This window comes from Streptomyces rectiviolaceus, from assembly GCF_039533825.1.
Lineage (GTDB): Bacteria > Actinomycetota > Actinomycetes > Streptomycetales > Streptomycetaceae > Streptomyces > Streptomyces rectiviolaceus.
In genome coordinates, this window is the sequence record NZ_BAAAUG010000043.1 from 71,299 (window position 1) to 89,723 (window position 18,425).

The 18,425-nt window shown below is 71.2% G+C and carries 18 protein-coding genes and 1 pseudogene; 4 read left to right on the plus strand and 15 right to left on the minus strand.

Features of this window, described 5'->3' with window-relative positions; all coding sequences use genetic code 11:
- The 6 genes and pseudogenes from ABD378_RS15485 to ABD378_RS15510 form a co-directional block, all read right to left on the minus strand.
- Window positions 1–415, minus strand: a pseudogene (locus ABD378_RS15485) (hypothetical protein); the annotation flags it as partial.
- 17 nt (window positions 416–432) lie between these two features.
- On the minus strand, window positions 433–597 hold the full coding sequence (locus ABD378_RS15490; protein ID WP_344521467.1) for a hypothetical protein: 165 nt from the start codon (window positions 595–597) through the stop codon (window positions 433–435).
- Between the two features lie 124 nt (window positions 598–721).
- Window positions 722–1,786, minus strand: a complete 1,065-nt coding sequence (locus ABD378_RS15495; RefSeq protein ID WP_344521468.1) for an effector-associated domain 2-containing protein — start codon at window positions 1,784–1,786, stop codon at window positions 722–724.
- Window positions 1,787–1,923: 137 nt separating this feature from the next.
- Window positions 1,924–2,331: a rodlin gene (locus ABD378_RS15500; protein ID WP_344521488.1), complete on the minus strand. Its 408-nt coding sequence runs from the start codon at window positions 2,329–2,331 to the stop codon at window positions 1,924–1,926.
- Between the two features lie 111 nt (window positions 2,332–2,442).
- Entirely contained in the window at window positions 2,443–3,333 is an 891-nt protein-coding gene (locus tag ABD378_RS15505; RefSeq protein WP_344521469.1) for an LCP family protein, read from the minus strand.
- A 644-nt stretch (window positions 3,334–3,977) separates the two neighbouring features.
- Window positions 3,978–4,388 carry a rodlin gene (locus tag ABD378_RS15510; protein WP_344521470.1) on the minus strand — a complete coding sequence of 137 codons (411 nt, stop codon included), beginning with the start codon at window positions 4,386–4,388 and terminating at the stop codon, window positions 3,978–3,980.
- Between the two features lie 206 nt (window positions 4,389–4,594).
- Between ABD378_RS15510 and ABD378_RS15515 the strand changes: the two genes are divergently transcribed.
- The 3 genes from ABD378_RS15515 to ABD378_RS15525 all read left to right on the plus strand — a co-directional run bounded on the left by ABD378_RS15515 (window position 4,595) and on the right by ABD378_RS15525 (window position 6,466).
- Entirely contained in the window at window positions 4,595–5,005 is a 411-nt protein-coding gene (locus ABD378_RS15515; RefSeq protein ID WP_344521471.1) for a rodlin, read from the plus strand.
- A gap of 208 nt (window positions 5,006–5,213) precedes the next feature.
- The gene (locus tag ABD378_RS15520) at window positions 5,214–5,471 is read left to right on the plus strand and encodes a chaplin (RefSeq protein ID WP_344521472.1); all 258 of its coding nucleotides are present in this window, start codon (window positions 5,214–5,216) and stop codon (window positions 5,469–5,471) included.
- 119 nt (window positions 5,472–5,590) lie between these two features.
- A complete protein-coding gene (locus ABD378_RS15525) occupies window positions 5,591–6,466 on the plus strand; it encodes a chaplin family protein (protein ID WP_344521473.1) in 876 nt (291 codons plus the stop codon).
- Between the two features lie 246 nt (window positions 6,467–6,712).
- Here the strand turns inward: ABD378_RS15525 and ABD378_RS15530 are convergent, their stop codons facing one another.
- Window positions 6,713–7,981 (minus strand): FAD-dependent oxidoreductase, encoded by a 1,269-nt coding sequence (locus tag ABD378_RS15530; RefSeq protein WP_344521474.1) that lies wholly within the window; start codon window positions 7,979–7,981, stop codon window positions 6,713–6,715.
- A complete protein-coding gene (locus tag ABD378_RS15535) occupies window positions 7,981–9,312 on the minus strand; it encodes a carboxylate--amine ligase (RefSeq protein WP_344521475.1) in 1,332 nt (443 codons plus the stop codon). Before ABD378_RS15535 ends, ABD378_RS15530 begins: the two co-directional genes overlap by 1 nt.
- A gap of 129 nt (window positions 9,313–9,441) precedes the next feature.
- Here ABD378_RS15535 and ABD378_RS15540 point away from each other — a divergent pair, with 129 nt between their 5' ends.
- Complete coding sequence (locus ABD378_RS15540; RefSeq protein WP_344521476.1) at window positions 9,442–10,731, plus strand: glycoside hydrolase family 26 protein; 1,290 nt, start codon at window positions 9,442–9,444, stop codon at window positions 10,729–10,731.
- Between the two features lie 9 nt (window positions 10,732–10,740).
- Here ABD378_RS15540 and ABD378_RS15545 read toward each other — a convergent pair whose 3' ends face one another.
- From ABD378_RS15545 to ABD378_RS15575, 7 genes are all read right to left on the minus strand, one after another.
- Window positions 10,741–11,868 (minus strand): GNAT family N-acetyltransferase, encoded by a 1,128-nt coding sequence (locus ABD378_RS15545; protein ID WP_425583847.1) that lies wholly within the window; start codon window positions 11,866–11,868, stop codon window positions 10,741–10,743.
- Entirely contained in the window at window positions 11,868–12,530 is a 663-nt protein-coding gene (locus ABD378_RS15550; RefSeq protein WP_344521478.1) for a YveK family protein, read from the minus strand. The genes ABD378_RS15545 and ABD378_RS15550 overlap by 1 nt, the downstream gene beginning before the upstream one ends.
- Entirely contained in the window at window positions 12,530–13,660 is a 1,131-nt protein-coding gene (locus tag ABD378_RS15555; RefSeq protein ID WP_344521479.1) for a glycosyltransferase, read from the minus strand. The genes ABD378_RS15550 and ABD378_RS15555 overlap by 1 nt, the downstream gene beginning before the upstream one ends.
- On the minus strand, window positions 13,657–14,406 hold the full coding sequence (locus ABD378_RS15560; RefSeq protein WP_344521489.1) for a polysaccharide deacetylase family protein: 750 nt from the start codon (window positions 14,404–14,406) through the stop codon (window positions 13,657–13,659). The genes ABD378_RS15555 and ABD378_RS15560 overlap by 4 nt, the downstream gene beginning before the upstream one ends.
- A 34-nt stretch (window positions 14,407–14,440) precedes the next feature.
- Window positions 14,441–16,096, minus strand: a complete 1,656-nt coding sequence (murJ, locus tag ABD378_RS15565) for a murein biosynthesis integral membrane protein MurJ (RefSeq protein WP_344521480.1) — start codon at window positions 16,094–16,096, stop codon at window positions 14,441–14,443.
- Window positions 16,093–17,376 carry an O-antigen ligase family protein gene (locus ABD378_RS15570; RefSeq protein WP_344521490.1) on the minus strand — a complete coding sequence of 428 codons (1,284 nt, stop codon included), beginning with the start codon at window positions 17,374–17,376 and terminating at the stop codon, window positions 16,093–16,095. The genes murJ and ABD378_RS15570 overlap by 4 nt, the downstream gene beginning before the upstream one ends.
- A gap of 98 nt (window positions 17,377–17,474) precedes the next feature.
- Window positions 17,475–18,425: sugar transferase (locus ABD378_RS15575; protein ID WP_344521481.1), on the minus strand; the 951-nt coding region annotated here is incomplete at its 5' end.

Here is an 18,425-nt window from a genome sequence, read left to right on the forward strand (position 1 = left end):
GGGCGGCCTCCACCGGGGCGGCCAGCGCCGACAGGTGCCCCACGACCACCCACAGGGGCGCGTCCTCGTAGGCCGTCGCGCCCCGCATCCTGCGCAGGGCGACCGACAGCCACATGCCGGTGTGCGGGCACATCAGGATGTCCTCGAACGCCTGGGGCGCGTGCCGTTGGGTGCGTCCGAGCAGAGCCAGGGCCGCCCCCTGCGACATGGGTTCCGTCCCCGCGGGCTGCGGCGGGTCGCCGCCGCTCAGGCCGTCGGCGAGGGCCCGCAGGAGCAGCAGGCGGCGGCTGCGCTCGGCGGTGAGGAGCTCCTCCACGGCCGCTCTGCCGCCCTCGCCCCGCGCGAGCGCGAGGACGCTGGGCGCCGAAAGCCGATGGAACGTCAGGCCTTCGTCCGCCGTGCGGCTATCCGCCATGGACGCCCCACGGCCCGTCAGTCGAAGCGGGAGGGGCTGTACGACATCGTGACGGCGCGGGCGTCGTCGATGTGCCGCAGCAGGGGTTCAAGCGACCCCGCGATGGCGCTGCCGTCCATGGAAAGCAGCGCTTCAAGAGAAACCCCCGAGAGATCTACGAGATCGGACTCGACGGCAGGCATCGATTGCTCCACGGCTGCCAAGTCCCCTCCCGTGATTCCGTGCATGCTCAGTCCCTTTCCCCTTCATGATGACCCAGCACGGCACGCTGCGAAACCCCGCGTCCGAGCCGTGCCCGACATCAAGTCAGCAGTATCGCTTGGCCAGTTGAGCGGCTTCGCGGTCGACTTGGGCCACTTCCGTCGACTGCCCCTCCAGAAGTCGAACCGTCTCCAGGAGCTGATCGAGTGTGCCCCGATAGCGCAGACAGGTGCGCACGATGCCGTAGATGTCCATCCTGAGCCGGGAGTCCCTCGGCCGGTTCGCGGCGATCTCCGCGTCGATGCTGGCGAGTACGAGACCCAGGCCGTTCGCGTCACTCAGGACCGGAATCTGCACCAAGGCGTCCACGAGCCCCATGAGTTCACGCAACGGCAGGTCAGAGGGGAGAGCGGCCAGGCTCGCGGGGGCCGCCGAACCCTCCGGGTCTCCCGCGGAACCTAGCCCTCCGCGCTCGGGAAGACCCGCGTCCCGGCCCAGGCGCGCCAACTCGGCGCAGGACAGCACGTCGTACCAGTGCTCCACCCTGCTGGCCGCGAGCCGCCCCAGACCGTCCGAGCGGTGGTGGGCGCTGATCACACCGATCACGGCACCGCCGGACCAGACCACCGCGCCGGACATCCCCTCCCAGGGGGAACGCCCTTCCTCGGGGTCCGCGCGCGGCGCGAGAACGGCCAGTTCGAGTGTGCCCTCGCGGCGGTTGGACAGGACGGAGACGGTCCCCGAGGCATGGCAGGAGTCCCGGTACTGACTGGGAGCACCGTCATCGAGAAGGCGCATGCTGTCGTCCCGCAGCTTGAAACGGGGAAAGCCCATCGCGCTGACGGGAAGCACCACATCGCTCTCGGGCACGGCCGCGTAGCGAGGCCTCTCGATGCCCCCGGCACCGGGTGGTGTCGTCATGATCTCCAGGAGCGCGACGTCCGCGGCCTCGGCGAGCAGCACGACGCGTACGTCCGCGCTCCACTCCCCCGGCAGATCGGCGTCGAAGCGCACCCGCACGGACGTCACCGCTCCGGTGACCACATGTGCGGCGGTCAGCACGGACCTGTCCCCCACGCGGTAGCCGGACCCACGCCGCCCGGGCTGCGGGCCCGCCCTCTCCACCAGCACTTCGGCGACCCGCGCCGCCTCAAGACCCCGCGGTGGCACGTAACTGCGCGATCATCTCGGCGAGTTCCATCACGCCGAGCCCCTACCCCCGGCGTGTCGCCCCCACACGGTGGAGGCGACACGGGGGAAGCCGAAGGGGCCGGCCGGCACGACGACGGCCGGCCCCAGGGGCAAGGTCAGCCGTTGCCGGCGCCGTTGCCGGACAGGACCGGGATGTCGGACAGGATGTGCGACAGCGGCTCGTCGCCCTTGGCTTGCGTCGAGTTCTCGGTGCACTGCTGGTTCTGCGGGGCCGACAGGATCGGGATGTCCTGGACTCCGACGTTCACGAGCGCCAGGATCGACTGGATGTTCGCCTTGACCGGGAGGCCGATGCAGGGCTTGTTCAGCGTGCCCTGGACGAGCGTGAGCTGGGGGCTCTGGTTGCCCTTGGTCGCGGAGTTGCCGAACGCCGTCTCGGACCCGTTGCCGCTCAGGGACGTCGTGCCCTGGTCGTCACCGATCGCCATGGCCTGGGGGGCCATTCCCGCCGAGATTCCGGCGACAGAGGCGGCAACGGCCGCGGATGCCCACAGCTTCTTCATTTTGATTCCCTTCAAGAGCGGGCTCCCTTGGCAGAGCCGCGTGATGATCAACTGCCTGACACGGCGATGGTTGCGACCTTCGACCCGCCTGGCCTAGTAATCGGACGGCCGTCAACCGCAATCCAGGGTGTCCCCGCGTACGGTCGCCGGGCTGCCGAACCGCGGTGGATCGCTCAGCCTGGCCCCCGAGTCGGGGTGCGTCAGGGGTCTGTCCTGCTTGAGAGCCGTGAAGACCTCGCGGGCCTTGGCCCTGTCCCACTGGAGAGAGCCGTTCAGCGTCTTGCTGAAGCCGCTGACCGGCACCGTGGTGAACTCCATGGACGACGCCGGGAGGCTGCCGAGCCGCGTCGCGAGCGTCAGGATCTGCTCGGTGCTGAACCCCCGGTCGACCCGCGCCGCGCCGGCCAGCAACCCGCCGAGCCGTGCCGCCCTTCCCGGGTCGGCCAGGACGTTCTGGGTACGTAGGCCGCGCAGCGCGGCGACGAGGAAGCGCTGCTGGCGCTGGATCCGCCCGAAGTCGGCGCTGGTGTCCACGTGCCGGGAGCGGACGTACTGCAAGGACCGGCCGCCGTTGAGCAGATGGCTGCCGGGCGCGAGGTCGAGCTTCGTCGTCTTGTCCTTGAGAGGGCGGGGCGTGCAGACCCGCACGCCGCCGACCGTGTCGACGCTGTCGATGAAACGCCGGAAGTCGAGTTGCAGATACCGGTCGACGCGAACGTCGGTCATCCCCTCGACCGTCCGCACCGACAGCGCGGGACCGCCTTGCGCGTAGGCGCCGTTGATCTTCCCCGGGCGCGCCGGGCGTGCTCGTCCCGTGGTCTTGTCGCGGTGCGCCGGGATGTCGGCGTAGGAGTCCCTGGGGAGGCTGACGACGCTGACGCGGTCCTGCGCCTCGGAGACGTGCACCAGCATGAGCGTGTCGGTGCAGTCGCAGGCGACTCCGCCCGCGCGAAAGTCGCGCTTCTCCTGGCGCGTGATGGTGTCGCGGCCGTCCGTTCCCATCAGGAGGATATTCGTACCGCTTCCCTCGTTCGGTCGATTCTTCATGTCGCCGAAGACATCGACGCGTTGCACAGGGAGCGGCAGCGCCGTGGCATTTCCCATTCCCACTGCGGCGGCGACCAGAAGAAGCCCCGGAATGGCGAGACGCAGCCTTCGCGTACGCCGGGATCCGGCCGGTGAGTAGAGGTGAGTACGCAAGCTGAACTCCGCTGCGGGGGAACCGGGACGAAGAAACGGTAAACCGCTCGACGGCACTACGGGGCGTGGGAGTTCGCGGCACGCAGGAACAACAACTCGTTCGCCCTAAGCTGTTCGGTTTCCCCGGATTCCACACCTGGAACAGATGGCTCGACACACGCCCGTCGATGGCGAGGGAACATGGCTGACTTCAGGCATCAATGGAAGCGGCAGGGCCTCATCCCGGTGAGCAGGAATTCTCCGGAAAGCCGCGTCGATGACCCCATCTTCACGTCGCTGCAGGCTTCCTGGGAACGGCAGGGCAAAACCGTTCCGGGCCGCCCGGACCGGGAATGGAGAGCTCTCATGTCGCGCGACCACTGGCCCCGGGGCTGAGCGCGCGGAGGGTGTGGAACGCGGCAGCGGGCCGCCGGTGAACGGCGGCCCGCTGTGCAATGCGTGGGGGATCAGCTGTTGCCCTTCCCGTTCCCGGACAGGACCGGGATGTCGGACAGGATGTGCGACAGCGGCTCGTCGCCCTTGGCCTGCGTGGAGTTCTCGGTGCACTGCTGGTTCTGCGGGGCCGACAGGATCGGGATGTCCTGGACTCCGACGTTCACGAGCGCGACGAGCGACTGGAGGTTCGCCTTGACCGGGAGACCGATGCAGGGCTTGTTCAGCGAGCCCTGGATGAGCGCCATCTGCGGGCTCATGTTTCCGTACGTGGCGGAGTTGCCGTACGCCTGCTGGGCGCCGTTGCCGCTGAGCGACGTGGTGCCGTGGTCGTCGCCGATGGCCATCGCCGACGGAGCTGCGGCGGCCGACATGCCGACGACGGAGACGGCAACCGCGGCTGCAGCCATACCCTTCTTGATCACAAGTAATTCCCTTCTGGAGAAACCCCGTTCGCCGGAGCGTGCTGATTAACTCCACGCACCGCCCTTAGTTGCTCCGATTCACTCCATTGGCCCAATACGGGGCGGGTGCGGGCCCCAACCGAGTGAAGCCCCGAAACTCAAACTCCTGCGAACCGGTTGGGCAGCGCGCAGTGACTCGAGCTTCTGCCAGAAAAGGAACACACAAAATGATGAAGAAGGCTATGGCCACGGCGGCGGTTGCCGTTTCCGTCGTCGGCATGTCCGCTGCCGCGGCCCCGTCGGCGCTGGCCATCGGTGACGACCACGGCACCACCTCCCTGAGCGGTAACGGCAGCGAGCAGGCGTACGGCAACTCCTCGACGCACGGCAACATGAGCCCCCAGCTCTCCCTCGTCCAGGGTTCGCTGAACAAGCCCTGTATCGGTCTCCCGGTCAAGGCGAACCTCCAGTCGCTCGTCGCGCTCGTGAACGTCGGAGTCCAGGACATCCCGATCCTGTCGGCGCCGCAGAACCAGCAGTGCACCGAGAACTCCACGCAGGCCAAGGGCGACGAGCCGCTGTCGCACATCCTGAACGACATCCCGGTCCTGTCCGGGAACGGAGAGCTCAACGGCTGATCTGCCGGCGTGAGGATCGCTCGGGCTGCCTGCCTGCTTCAGGTTTCGACAGCCCGGGCTTCTTCATTTTTCAATGCGGTAATTCGGGTGAATTTCCCGATTGGTTGAAACCGGCGGTTTCTTCCGGACCGTCAACTCGTTTGCTTACTGCGGGTCATGGTGCGAGGCGTACGTGAGGCGCTCGCTCGGTTTCGACTGCCAGATCGGCATGACCACAGAGAAGGGAACATCTGTGAAGCACAAGAAGAGCGCAACGATCATCGCTGGTGTCGTGATGGCCATGAGCATGGCGGCTCCCGCGTTCGCCGACGCCGGCGCCGAGGGTGCGGCCGTCGGGTCCCCGGGCGTTCTCTCCGGCAACGTCATCCAGGTCCCGGTCCACGTTCCCGTCAACGTGTGCGGCAACAGCGTGAACGTGATCGCCCTGCTGAACCCGGCGTTCGGCAACACCTGCGCCAACACCTGATAGCACCCAGCCACCAGGCTGACCCATGGCCGGCCTTGGACTGTCGCTTCGACTCCAAGGCCGGCTTTTCCACTGCTCAGAGAAAGACAACCACATTGCGACAGGTCATTGGTAAAGGGATGCTCGCGACCGCGGCCGCGACCAGCATCCTCTCCCTGTCCGGCTCGAACGCGTTCGCCGCGGGCGGGGACGCGGTCGCGGCGGATTCGCCCGGGGTCTTGTCGGGGAACAGCGTCCAGGCTCCCGTGGAGGTTCCGGTCAACGCCTGCGGCAACACCGCGGACGCGGCCGCTGCGCTGAACCCGACCTTCGGCAACAACTGCGCGAACTCCGGGGCTCCTTCGAAGGAGCACGCGAGCGCTCCCGAACGAGCGGCGACGCAGGAGCGGGCGGCCGGCAGGACGGACGACGGACCCGGGTACGGCCACACCCCGGACACGGACTCGCGCCCCGACTCGCGCCCTGACTCCCGCCCGGGCGGGCACTCGGGCGGGCACTCGGACGCGAACCCGGGCACGCACGCGGGCACCCAGTCGCTGGCCGAGAGCGAGGCCAGGCAGTCGCCCGGCATCCTGTCGGGCAACAACGCGCAGGCGCCCGCCGACGTTCCGGTCAACGCCTGCGGCAACACCGTGGACGTGGTCGCCCTGCTGAACCCGGCCTTCGGCAACAACTGCGCCAACGGAGCACCCGCGCCGACGCCCCCGCAGCATGAGACGCCTCACTCGCCCGACGGGCCTCCCCGGTCCTTCGATCCGCCGGCCGACCGAGCCGTCCCGCCGGCGAAGGCCGGGCAGCCTCCGCAGCACGTCGCGTCCTCGGTCGACCGGCAGGTGTCGTCGGCCGTCTCCGCGAGCCGGGCGCCGGACACCGCCGCCCGGCTCGCGGAGACCGGAAGCGACCAGGACCTCCTGGCCGCGACCGCGGCCAGTGCCGCTCTGCTGATCGGCGGAGGGATTCTGTACCGCAGGGGGCGCGCCTCATCCGGCCGCTAGTCCACCCGGACAAGCCGCTGGCGGGGAAGAGACACCCGAAGGTCTCTTCCCCGCCAGAACGGGAGGGGGGCCGGCCCGCTGAGGGGGGTTGCCTACCTACGGCGAAGACGCCCACGGCTGGCGGAGGGCAACCAGGCCCGTCCCATGACGACAGAGTCCACCACCTGATCGCCGCCACCGAAGAACCGATTCACCCGTTCGCCGACGGCATCACCTGATCGAGTTCCCGACAGCGGGGTCTCCCGCTCAGCGCTTGACGGCGCCCATGGGTGTCCGGCGGCCGGGCGCACCGACCGGCTCCGGGACCGCGGGCCCCACCGGCCCCCGCCGCAGGCTCCGCCGGACGCCCCGCACCAGCCTCCCCGCCGTGAAAGAGGCCCCGTGCACGAAGCGCATGGCCGGGCCGAAGCTGGACGCCGTCACCAGGCCCGCCAGGAACAGACCGGGGTACGAGGACTCGAACTCGACGGAGGCGTAGGGCTCATCGGCGGCGTTCACCGCCAGGCTGCCGCGCAGCTCGGGGGCCAGCAGGCCAAGGCGGGCGCTCGTGGCCTTGAAGCCGGTGGCCGCGATGACATGGTCGGTCTCGAACTCCGGGCCGCCGCTCGCGTTGCCCACGGCCTGAAGACGCACCCGGCCCCGCGCCACCGAAGCCGTGGCGACCTCGTGGCCGAGCAGCACCTCGACGCGTGACTCGACCCGGTCGCGCACCCACCAGGCACCCGCGGGGCCGAGCGCCGTCGCCGAGATGCGGGCGCGGGTGGCCTCGGGGAGCCGCCGGAAGCCGCCCGGGACCTCGGCGTAGAACCAGTTGCGCCATCCGCAGCCGAGGCCGCTGTGCGGAGCGCGGGCGGACTCACGCCACGGGCGCTTCCACGCCGGGGGCACGCTGTTCCAGTTCAGCTGGTGCGACCGGGCCAGGACTCGTACGCGCGTGCCCTGCTCGGCGAGGAGCGCCGCGGTCTCCAGGGCGGCCTGGCCCCCGCCGATCACCGTGACGTCCTTGTCGCGGAAGCGGCCCAGGTCCCGGTGGTGGCTGCTGTGCGAGACGTGGTCCTTGCCGAGCCCGTGCAGGGCCGAGGGGATCTCGACGAAGGGGATCACTCCGACGGCCAGGGCCACCGTGCGGCCGCGGATGGTCTGACCGTCCTCCGTGACCACCTCGAACCCCCCGGGACATGCGCCGACCGACGCCACCATGCGTTCGTCGACGTCCGGTACGGCGTGCTGCGCGAACCACAGGCCGTACGAGGCGAACGTCGCCACGGAGATCGGCTCGCCGTGCCGCGCCCGCATCCCGTTGCGTGCGCAGTACTCGGCCAGGCCGTAGCGGCGCCGGGGGTCGGAGAGGTTCGACGCCCAGGGCTCCGACTTCAGGAACATGCCCCGGGGCATGTGGTCGCGCCAGGACGCCATGGGCCTGCCGAAGACGCGTACGTCGAGTCCGGCATCGGCGGCGTGTGACGCGATGGAGAGGCCGTAGGGGCCGGCTCCGACAACCAACAGGTCATACATCAGCAACTGCTCGCTCTCTCGTCGTCGATACGGGCGTCGTCGGCGCGGCCGGAGCCGTCAGGCGCCCCCGCCTGGCGCACCATCCGCACCCGCACCTCCTCCCCCGGCGGCCCGGTGGGACGTACCGCCCGCCTCAGCCGGCCGAACAGCCGCCGCGTCACGTGCCGGCACCACAGCACCCACATGGCGAGCGCGGGAGCCATGTCGTCCTGGGCGTGCCAGGCCAGCTCGCGGCGGTGTGCGGCGGTGGAGGCGGGCCCCGCCGTCATCAGGACGCGCAGCGCGGTCAGCGGGGAGTAGTTCTCCACGACGAACGAGCGGCCCGAGAGAACGGCGGCGGCCGGCAGCGGGCGGTGCGTCATGTCCAGGTGCTGGGCGCGCACCACGTCCAGGTCGGCGCCGTCGGCGAACAGACGGAACTGGGCGCCGGGCCGCGGGTTGAAGTCGAGCAGGCAGTGCTCGCCCGTCGCGGAGTCCACCCGGAAGTCGAGGTCGAAGATGCCCCGGTAGCCCAGCGTGCCGACGAGTCTCTCCGCGCAGGCCCGCAGCCCCGGGTCCGGCGTCCACTCGCCCACCGCCGTCAGGCCCGCCCCGCGCGGCCAGGAGCGGTGCTTGCGGCCGGAGCCGCCGCCGCGCACGGCTCCCGCCCGGTCGACGTATCCGTGGACGAACCAGTCGCGGCCGGGGCCGTCCGGCAGGAAGGCCTGCAGCAGGAGGCGGCTGCCCGCCTCCTCGCTCCGCCGGTAGAGCTCCTGGGCCTGACCCGCCGACCGCACCAGGACCGTGCTGCGCAGATCCGTCCCGGCGGGGAGCAGCCAGGGGCGGCTCCACTTCGCCACCACGGGGAGCCCCAACCGACGTACCGCGGCGCTGACTTGAGCCAGGGATTCCGGCAGGAGCGTCACCGGCTGGGGAATGTCGACCGAGGCGCACACCTGGGCCAGCGTCGCCTTGTCCGCCACCCGTTCCGCGAGTCCGGTCGCCTGGTCCGGCAGGAGATAGGCGTCGGCCAGTTCTTTCTGCAGCCACCCGATCGCGAGGGCGCCAGCATCGTCCATCGGAATGAGTACGGACGGCCGGGCCACCCGGTGGGAGATGCGGCGCAATACGGCGGCGATTTCCTGGAGTGACGCACCCGGCGGCGGCGGAGGGTGCGTCTGGTGCAGATAGCGGGATCTGCGCACCGGGCTTTCCGCGGAATCCGCGGCCGCCACATGCACCTCCACTCCCGCACGGCCCAGTGACCGAACAGCTCCGAGCGTGCCGTGATGAAAGGGGTTCCGGTCGATCCGCAGCAGAACCGCGGGGATTCGGGTGTCGAGAGTCAGCACGGCCAAATCCTCTCAATTCGATCCCCCATGCGGGCGATGGGCACGCCCAAAGGATTAGGGGCTCGATTGGCGCAATAGAAATACATATGACTGAGTGTCAGTAGATGGAGGGCAGCATGAGGAGCGGCCATGGCTTTGCAGAGACGCCGGACCACCAGTAGACGGATGGCATTCGTTGCCACCGGAATCGTCGTATCGGCAGCGCTCGCCGTCGGACCGGGCTACGCGTGGGGAGCCGGGCAGGATCCCGATCCACCGGTCCGGCTGCCCGGGCTGCCGACGGCGGCGCCTGTCCCGTCCCCTTCCGCGGCCACCCCGGCGACCCCGATCACTCCGGACACACCGGCCGTCCCATCCGTCCCGGCTGTCCCTGCTGCCCCCGCCGTACCTGCCGTACCTGCCGTACCCGCCGCCAAGAACCCCGCCTTCGGCGCCTACCTCACCTACGGGCCCCAGGGCGTGGAGCGCATGGCCGAGCTCAGCAAATGGCTGGGCGGCGCCGAGCTGCGCGTGGGGCACACCTACCTGCCGGGCGACCGGTGGAGCAATATCGAGGGGGCGCCGAACTTCCTCGAGAGCTGGGCCGAGTGGCGGCGCGAGAAGGACGACCGGCTCTTCGTGCTCAACGTCCCCATGATGGAGCGCAACGAGGACCGCGTCGGCGACTGGGAGGTCCGTTCGCTGCTCCGCCGGGGCGCCGCGGGCGATTTCGACGAGCATTACCGCGCCCTCGCCGAACGGCTCGTGAAGCTCAAGGTGCCGGACACCGTCGTGGTGCTCGGCTGGGAGATGAACGGCACCACGTACACCCATCGTTGTGGTCCCGACCCTGAGGCCTGGAAGAAGTACTGGAAACGCATCGTCACGACGATGCGTTCGGTGCCGGGCCAGAAGTTCAAGTTCGACTTCGCGCCGAACAGGGGCCGGGACGCCATTCCCTGGACGCAGTGTTATCCCGGTGACGACGTCGTGGACATCGTGGGCATGGACTCGTACGACCAGCCGACGGGTACCGAATTCGCCGAGCAGGTCAGCGAGCCGTACGGCCTGAAGAAGCACGTGGAATTCGCGAAGGCCCACGGCAAGGAGATCTCCTATCCGGAATGGGGGCTCTTCCGCAACGGCGACAACGACGCATACATGCGGAAAATGCTCGCCTGGATGGACGAGCACAAACCGCTGTACAACACCGTCACCGATTACTGTCCGCACGGCGTGTGGCAGTGCGACGACAATCCCAAGTCGTCCAAGGCCTACCGGTCCCTGCTCTTCGGCCGTACGGACACCGGGCCGACCGCCCCGGAGCCGACACGGCCCACGACACCGCCGAACTGTTCCCCGCTGAACCTCGGCGACTGGGTCGAGCACTGGCTCGGCGGCAAGCTGTGCATGCGCCTCGACTGGTACAAGCGGCCCTAGAAGAGAGCGTCAGGACCGTTCCTGGCGTTCCTGGTGTTCCCGGCGTTCCCTGCGCTTCCGCAGGAACTCCTTGCCCCGGCTGCGGGCGGCCGCGTCCCACGCGGCGGCCCGCAGCACGGGGGCGGTGCGCCGGCGGGCGAGCAGCAGCCGGTGGTTGGTGACCGCCTCCGGGCGCCAGTGGTGCTTGTACGGTTCGTTGCCGCGCAGGAGGCTGAGGACACGGCTCCGGTCGCCCTCGGCGTGCTCCGTGCAGGCGTTCAGGAGCATCGTCGCCACGTCCACCTTCCGCTCCCGCAGCTGTGGATGCGCCCCGTAGAGATAGCCGCCGACCAGGTGGGGCGAGAGCAGGGTCAGATCGGCGGCCACCACGGCGTCGTCGAGCCGGAACTCGGTGACCACCGCGTCGCCCGCCCTGACCATGAGCCCCACCGACCTGATCAGGTGCTCGGAGAACCGCGGCTGGAGGTGCTCGGACGTCACCTTCCGTCCCTGCCACTGGAGTTGGTGCAGGCGCAGAAGCGTGCGCACCGAGGCGTCCACCTCGTCGTGGCGTACGATCCGCCGCTCGACGCCCAGCGCGTCCAGCTTCCGGATCTTGGCGCGCGCCCGCTGAGCCCGCGGTGCGGGAAGACGCCCGAGCAGCTCCTCCATCGAGGCCGCGGGCAGCTCCAGGCAGACCGAGTCCACGAGGCGCAGCCGGGGTCCGCGCCAGCGTTCGTAGATGCGCTCCACCGCCGCCCCTGACCGGACCTCGCGGAAGTCGATCAGAGCGCCGCGGGCCAGTTTCGACAGGCCGTCGGCCAGGGCGTCGGCGGCCTCGTCGGCGAACGCGTCGTCGAGCAGCACGTCGGTGAAGTCGGAGATCGCCCCGCCCAGCGGCACGAGCGCCGGGAGCGGCAGGTACGCGCGCATCAGCGGCGCCGCCGCGACGAGGTCGCCGTCCCTGCGCACGAGGACCACGCGGAGCCGCCCGCGGCTGCCGTAGGAGAGCCACCACGAGTGCAGCCACGCGTGGCTCTGGAACGGCGTGGCCGTCCCGCACCTGCGGTGCAGCCTGGCCCATGCCGCCGCCAGGCTCCCGAACTCCGCCTCGTCCGTGCAGAGTTCGACGGTCAGTGCGCTGTCGGCCACCCCCATCACCTGTCCCGGTCGATATCGGCGGACTGGGCGGGGCCCGGCACCGAGGCCGGTGCGGCATCCTCGCCGCGCCGGGGGCGCACGAGCAGGGTGAGCCCGCCGAGCAGGCCGCCCGCGCAGCCGCCCACCAGGGCGGTCATGGGAGGCGCCGCCGACGCGGGGGCCTGGGGCTTGACCGCGCGCGAGAGCTGCAGGAGGCGCACCCGCGTGCTGTCCTTGGTGTGGTTGGCGTTGTTGGTCAGGGAGCGCGACACCGCGTTGGCGATGTCGGCCGCCTTGCCGGGCTTGGCCGCGGTCGCCGCGATGGAGATCATCGGGGCGTCGGGCGAGGTGGCCGCCTGCACGCTCTCGCGCAGCGTCTGCGGCGAGACCCCCGACTCCACCTGGGCGTCGCCGAGCACCGCGACCTGCGTGGCGACCCGGCCGTACGCCGTGGCGAAGCCCAGCGCGGCGGTCGGGTCGGAGCCCTTCTCCGGGACCGCGATCACATAACTCGTCGCGGTGTACTGGGGTGTCTTCACCGCGCCGTACACGCCGCCGGTCAGGGCGCCGAGCACGGCGCCCGCCGGCAGGAGCCACCACGCGGGCAGTCGCTTCACGCGGGCAAGCATCGGGGCCGGGTGACCGGCCGGGCGGTGCCGCCTGCTGAGGGTATCGGTCATCAGGAACTCACTCTCGGGGTCGAGCCGGAGGCAGCTGCCTCGTAGACGTGCATCAGCTGTGCTGCGCTGCGGGTGATGCTGTAGTGCTCGGCGGCCTGAAGCGCGAGGCGCCGCCGCGGCCCCGCCGACCGGACCCGCAGCAGCGCCCGCGCGAAGGAATCCGGGTCGCCCGTGACGCGCTCGGCGCCGGTGGCCGCGTCCTGCGGGAGGTCCTCGACGGCAGGGCACCGGACGTAGAGCACCGGCAGACCGGCGGCGAGCCCCTCCACGACGGCAAGGCCGAAGGCCTCCTCTGGCGACGGCGACGCGAGGACGTCCATGGCGGCCAGGAGCGCCGGCAGGTCGGCCGTCTCCGTGGACAGATGAGGCCGCTCCCCCGCGAACACCACCCGTTCGGCAACGCCCAGTTGAGTCGCAGCCGCGCGCAGCCCGGCCTCGTCGGGGCCGCCGCCGACCAGCAGCAGGTGCGCGTCCCGGGGCAGCGCGGCCAGGGCGTGCAGCAGGACGTCGAAGCGCTTGCCCGGGGCCAGCCGCCCCACTCCCCCGACGACGAACGCCTCGTCGGGAAGCCCCAATTGGCGGCGGACGTCGACGCGGGCGCGCGGGTCGAAGCGGAACCGCTCCACGTCGATGCCGTTCGGAACGACGTGGATACGCTGCCGGGGCACCCCCCACCGGCTGAGCCGCTCGGCCACGGACGGGGACACCGCGACCGTGGCCCGCCCCAGGCGCTCACCGGTCAGGTACAGCGCGCGGACGCCCGCGGTCAGCGGCCGCCCCTCCATCTGGGAGTCGCCTAGGGAGTGTTCGGTGGCCACGACGGCGCGCGTCCCCGCCAGACGGGCCGCGATACGCCCGTACAGGCAGGCGCGGAACAGGTGGGTGTGCACGAGGTCGTATCCACCACCGCGGATGACCTTCGCGAGGCGGGGCACGGCGCCCACGTCACGGTTGCCGGACATGCCCAGGTGGATGACGCGCACTCCGTCGGCCGTCAGCCCTTCGGCGACCGGGCCGGGGTTGGTGAGGGTCACGACGTCGCAGCTGGCGGGCAAGTGGCGCAGGAGAAGGCGTAGTTGCTGCTCCGCGCCGCCCACCCCGAGACCGGTGATGATGTGCAGGGCCCTCATTCGGTCACCGCCGGTTCGCGGACCGCACGGCGGCGCAGCCGGCTCAGCCGCAGCTTCAGCTGGAGCCGCAGGGCGGTGTCCTCCTGCCCGATGTGGACGCGCGGCAGGGCGTGCACCCCGGTCAGCGGGCCCGGGGAGATCGCGCACGCGTAGCGGTAGCCGGCCGCTCGTACGGTCTCGGCGACCCGCCGGTCGACGGCGCCGTACGGATAGCAGAAGCCCTCCACCTCACGGCCGATGAGGTCGGAGAGCGCGACCCGGCTGCCGCTGGTCTCCTGCCACAGCAGCCGGTCGTCCGCCCCGGTGAGGTCGACGTGGGTCAGGCCGTGCGAGGCGACCTCCATCCCCTCTGCGGCGGCGCGCCGGATGCCCTCCGCGCCGAGCAGCGGTTTGCGCGGACCCAGCGGATCCCACGCGTTGTCGCCCGCGAGGCGGCCCGGGAGCACGAAGACGGTGGCGTCGAAGTCGTAGCGGTGCAGGAGCGGCAGGGCGTGGTCGACGAAGTCGGCGTACCCGTCGTCGAAGGTGAGGCCGACCAGGCCGCGCCCCGCACCGCGGGCGCGCGCCGTGAGGAGCCGGGTCATGCTCACCCCGCGCAGGCCCTGGCGGCGCAGCCAGCGCAGCTGGGCGGCGAGGCGTTCGGGCGTGACGGTGATCTTGTAGGGGTCGTCCGCGCGGTCGGCGCAGTTGTCCACGGAGTGGTACATCGCCACCCACATCGGCGCTTCGGGCAGCCAGTGCCGCATGCGCCGGGAACGGGAGGTCTCACCGAATGCTGTGTCAACGGACATGCGTGAGCTTTCGTGTGGCGGATGTGACGGAGCGGAGTACGGGCTCGAAGGCCTGGGCCTTCAGGGCCCCGAGCACCAGGACGAAGACGGCGACGACGACGGAGGAGCCGACGGCGAAGGCGAGGACCGGCGATTCGACGCGGCTCGCGAAGGCGCCGCCGAGGCCGGTGGCGCACACCATCGCGGCCACCGGCTTGAGCAGTTCGCCCACCACCCGGCGGACCCGGATCGGCACATTGCGCGGACCCATCCCGCACAGCAGCACGAAGGCCGTGACGCTGATCCCCGCCGCGTTGGCGAGCGCGATGCCGCGTACGCCCCACAGGTCCACCGCCCAGCTGCCGATCCCGGCCGTCGCGGTGACCCCGACCGCCATCGCGCCCAGCGGGTACCACGTGGCACGGCCGCCGGAGAAGTAGGAGCGGACGAGGGCCCCCACCAGCGTGTGGCCCAGGAGCCCCAAGGCGTACACGCGCATCACGGCCGCCGTCGCGACGGTGTCGGCGGCGGTGAACGCGCCCCGCTGGAACATGAGTTGGATGAGCTGCGGCGCGCAGGCGATCACCACGGCGGTGCCGAGGAGCACCACGCACCCGGCCAGGCCCAGGTCCCGCTCGACGCGCGACCTGGCGCGTTTGACGTCGCCATCGGCCAGGGCGCGCGCGACGACGGGGAGCGTGACCGTGCACAGCATCAGGGAGAGGATCATCGGCACCTGCGCCACTTTCTGGGCGTAGTTGAGGTGCGAGATGGCCCCCGAGGGCAGCGAGGACGCCAGGAAGCGCTCGATGAGCACCTGCGACTGCCGGCACAGCGCGAAAAGGAGCACGGTGGCGACGACGGTGCTGCCCATCAGCGCCGGGGCCGAGGGGCCCGCCGCGCTCTCGTTCGGGGCGTCCGCCGTGTCGCGGGTGAGCTGCCGCCAGAGCGAGGGGGCCTGGACGAGCACCATGAGTACGCCGCCGACCGCGACGCCCAGGGCTGCCGCCCGGACGCCGTAGCGGGGGGCGAGTACGAAGACCGCGGTGATGATGCCGATGTTGTAGAAGACATAGATGGCCGCGGGGGCCACGAACCGGCGGTGGGCGCGCAGCGCCGCGCTGCAGTAACCGGCGAGGCCGAACGTGAAGACGCAGGTGGCCGTAAGGAGTGTGCAGTCCACGGCGAGGCGCGGGTCGGGCAGACCCGGCGCGAGAACGTCCACCAGGACCGGCGCCCCTGCCATCAGGATCAGCGCGACGACCCCGGAGGCCAGCATCAGGCGGGGCAGCGAGGCGGCCACGAGAGCGCGGACCGGGTCGCGCCGCGCGCCGCCCTGGCCGCGGCGGGCGAGCGCCATGCTGAAGGCGGGTACGAGGGCGAACGCGAGGCCGTCCTCGATGAGCAGCGTGGTGGCCACCTCGGGGACGGTCCACGCGACGAGGAAGGCGTCGGTCTCGGAGCCCGCCCCGAAGAAGTGGGCAAGCGCCTGGTCACGCACGAGCCCGAGCACCGATCCGGCCACCGTGAGGACCGCGGTGACCAGAGCGGCCTTGGCGAGAAAGCCGTTGGAGGGATCGGAGCCCTTGACGGGCCCGGCCTCGGTGGCCGGCGCGGGCACCTTGCCGGCCGGTCCCGCGTCCACGGAGTGGGTCGTGGAGGTCATCGCGGGACCTCCCCCGGCACCGGCGCCGCAAGGGCACGGTCGGACAGCGCCCACCAGGCCACGAGCCCGAGGACCACGGCCATGAGCACCGTCGATGGCCCGCCGATGTCGGCGTACGCGAAGTCCACCAACTGCCAGACAAGGAGTCCGCACGCGACGAGCGCGCAGTCGGCCCCCGCGCCCCCGCGCACCCGGGCGACCCGCCGCAGGCCGAGCAGCAGGAAGGCCGCCCAGCTGCCCACCAGCGTGCACAGGCCGAGCAGCCCCTGCTCGCTGAGGACGAGCAGATACATGTTGTGCGGGGAGAGCAGCGGCTGACGGCTGAACTCGGCGCCCGCGCCCGCGGTGTCACTTGCCGACGAGAGCGCCAGCGAGGCGTGGCTGTCGCGGTGGTCGGGGAAGGCCTTGAGCCCGACGCCCGACACCGGCTCGGCACGCCACATGTCCACCGCGGCGGCCCACATCGTGTACCGGTCGGTGACCGACTGGTCGGGGGCGTCGGTCACCTGCGTGATGCTGGTGATCCGCTCCTGCAGCAGCTGCGTGCCGATGCCGAACCCGCCCACGAGGACCACAGCCGCGGCGGCCACCACCGCGAGGGACCGCAGCGCCAACCGCACCCCCGCGAGCCCCAGCTGCGCACCGCACGCCACGACGGTGGCGATCCAGGCGCCGCGGCTGAAGGAGAGCGCGAGCGGAACCATCAGGAGCAGCGCGCACACCAGCGCCATCTGACGCTGCTTCGGGGATGCCGGGCCGAGCGCGAGAGCTACCGCGCACACCACTCCGTACGACACCACGGTCGACATGCCCATGACGTCCGTCGCGCCGAAGGTCCCCACAGCCCTGACGTCCGACCCCATGTAAGAGGCGCCCGTCCCCGTGACGTACTGATAGGCGCCGATCGAGCCCTGGAACAGGGCGAGCGCGATGAGCGACCAAGCCACCAGACGGAAGTCGCGGCGGTCGCGCACGAGCATCAGGACGGCGGCCGGTACGAGGACGAAGATCTGCAGGTAACGCACCAGGCCGGTCGACCCGGCGGACGCGGTGCTCGCGCCGACCGCCGCGACCGCGATGCCGATCACCGGAAGTCCGAGGAGGATGGCGGCGGTCCGCGTCAGAGGCCGCCGCGCCCCGCGCACGGTACGGGCCACGCACCAGAGCACCACCAGGGCGGAGACGGCGTCGGCGATCGTGCCGCCCCCGGAGCCGCCTGAACCGCCTGAGCCGCCGTCGCTCGGCGCCACGGGCAGCGCGAGCAGGGCGACCAGGGCCATGACGGGCAGCACGGGTCCGGCGCCCCGCAGCGCCGACGAGATCGCGGCGGCCGGTGAGCCGGACGGGAAGAGCGTGATCGAGGCACCGTTCACCCGGGTCAGCTCCCCGTCGGACGTACGAGAGAGGCGGCGGTGCGCAGCAGGATGCAGAGGTCCTGCCAGAACGACCAGCTGTCGATGTAGGCGTTGTCGAACCGGCACCGGTCCTCGATCGAGGTGTCGCCCCGAAGGCCCTGGATCTGGGCGAGCCCGGTGATGCCGGTCGGCATGCGGTGGCGCTCCGCGTATCCGGGGTAGGTCTGGCTGAACTTGCCGACGAAATAAGGGCGTTCGGGGCGCGGTCCGACCAGGCTCATGTCGCCGAGGAAGACGTTCCACAGCTGTGGAAGCTCGTCGAGCGACGAACGGCGCAGGAACTGGCAGAACGGGCTCATGTGCTGTTCGCCCGCGACGGTCCACCGGGTCGCGGCCTCGTGCGGGTCGGCGGGGCGGTGCGTGCGGAACTTCAGCAGGGTGAACGGCCGCCCGTCCTTGCCGATGCGCTCCTGACGGAAGATCACCCCGGGGCCGCCGGTGGCCCGCAGGACGGCGGCGCACGCGAGGAGCACGGGGCTGATGAGCAGCAGCAGGATCCCCGAGGTCACGAGGTCGAGGGCGCGCTTGCTGACGCTGAAGTGCCGGCGCCTCGCGGGCACGAGCGAGCGGCACGGGAACCCCGCGAGCCGCCCGGATCTCGCCTGCCGCCCCGGCGCGTCATAGCCCGGCGGCTGCGTCGCGTCGACCGCCCATACGTCACAGCCCGAGCCGCTCAGCGTGCGCAGCCACCCGATCTGCTCAGGGCCCGGCGTCGGCCCGACGACCAGGACGGTGCGTACGGCGTTCTGGATTACCGCGCGGCGCAGCTCCTCCATGGTGGAGAGCACCGGCAGTTCGGCCCCCTCCGCCTCCCTGCGCTCGGCGGGCGCCCCGCCCACGATGCCCACGGGCCGCACCCCGGCCTGCGGATGGCGGAGCACCGCCTCCGCCACGCGCCGGGCGACGGCGCCGGG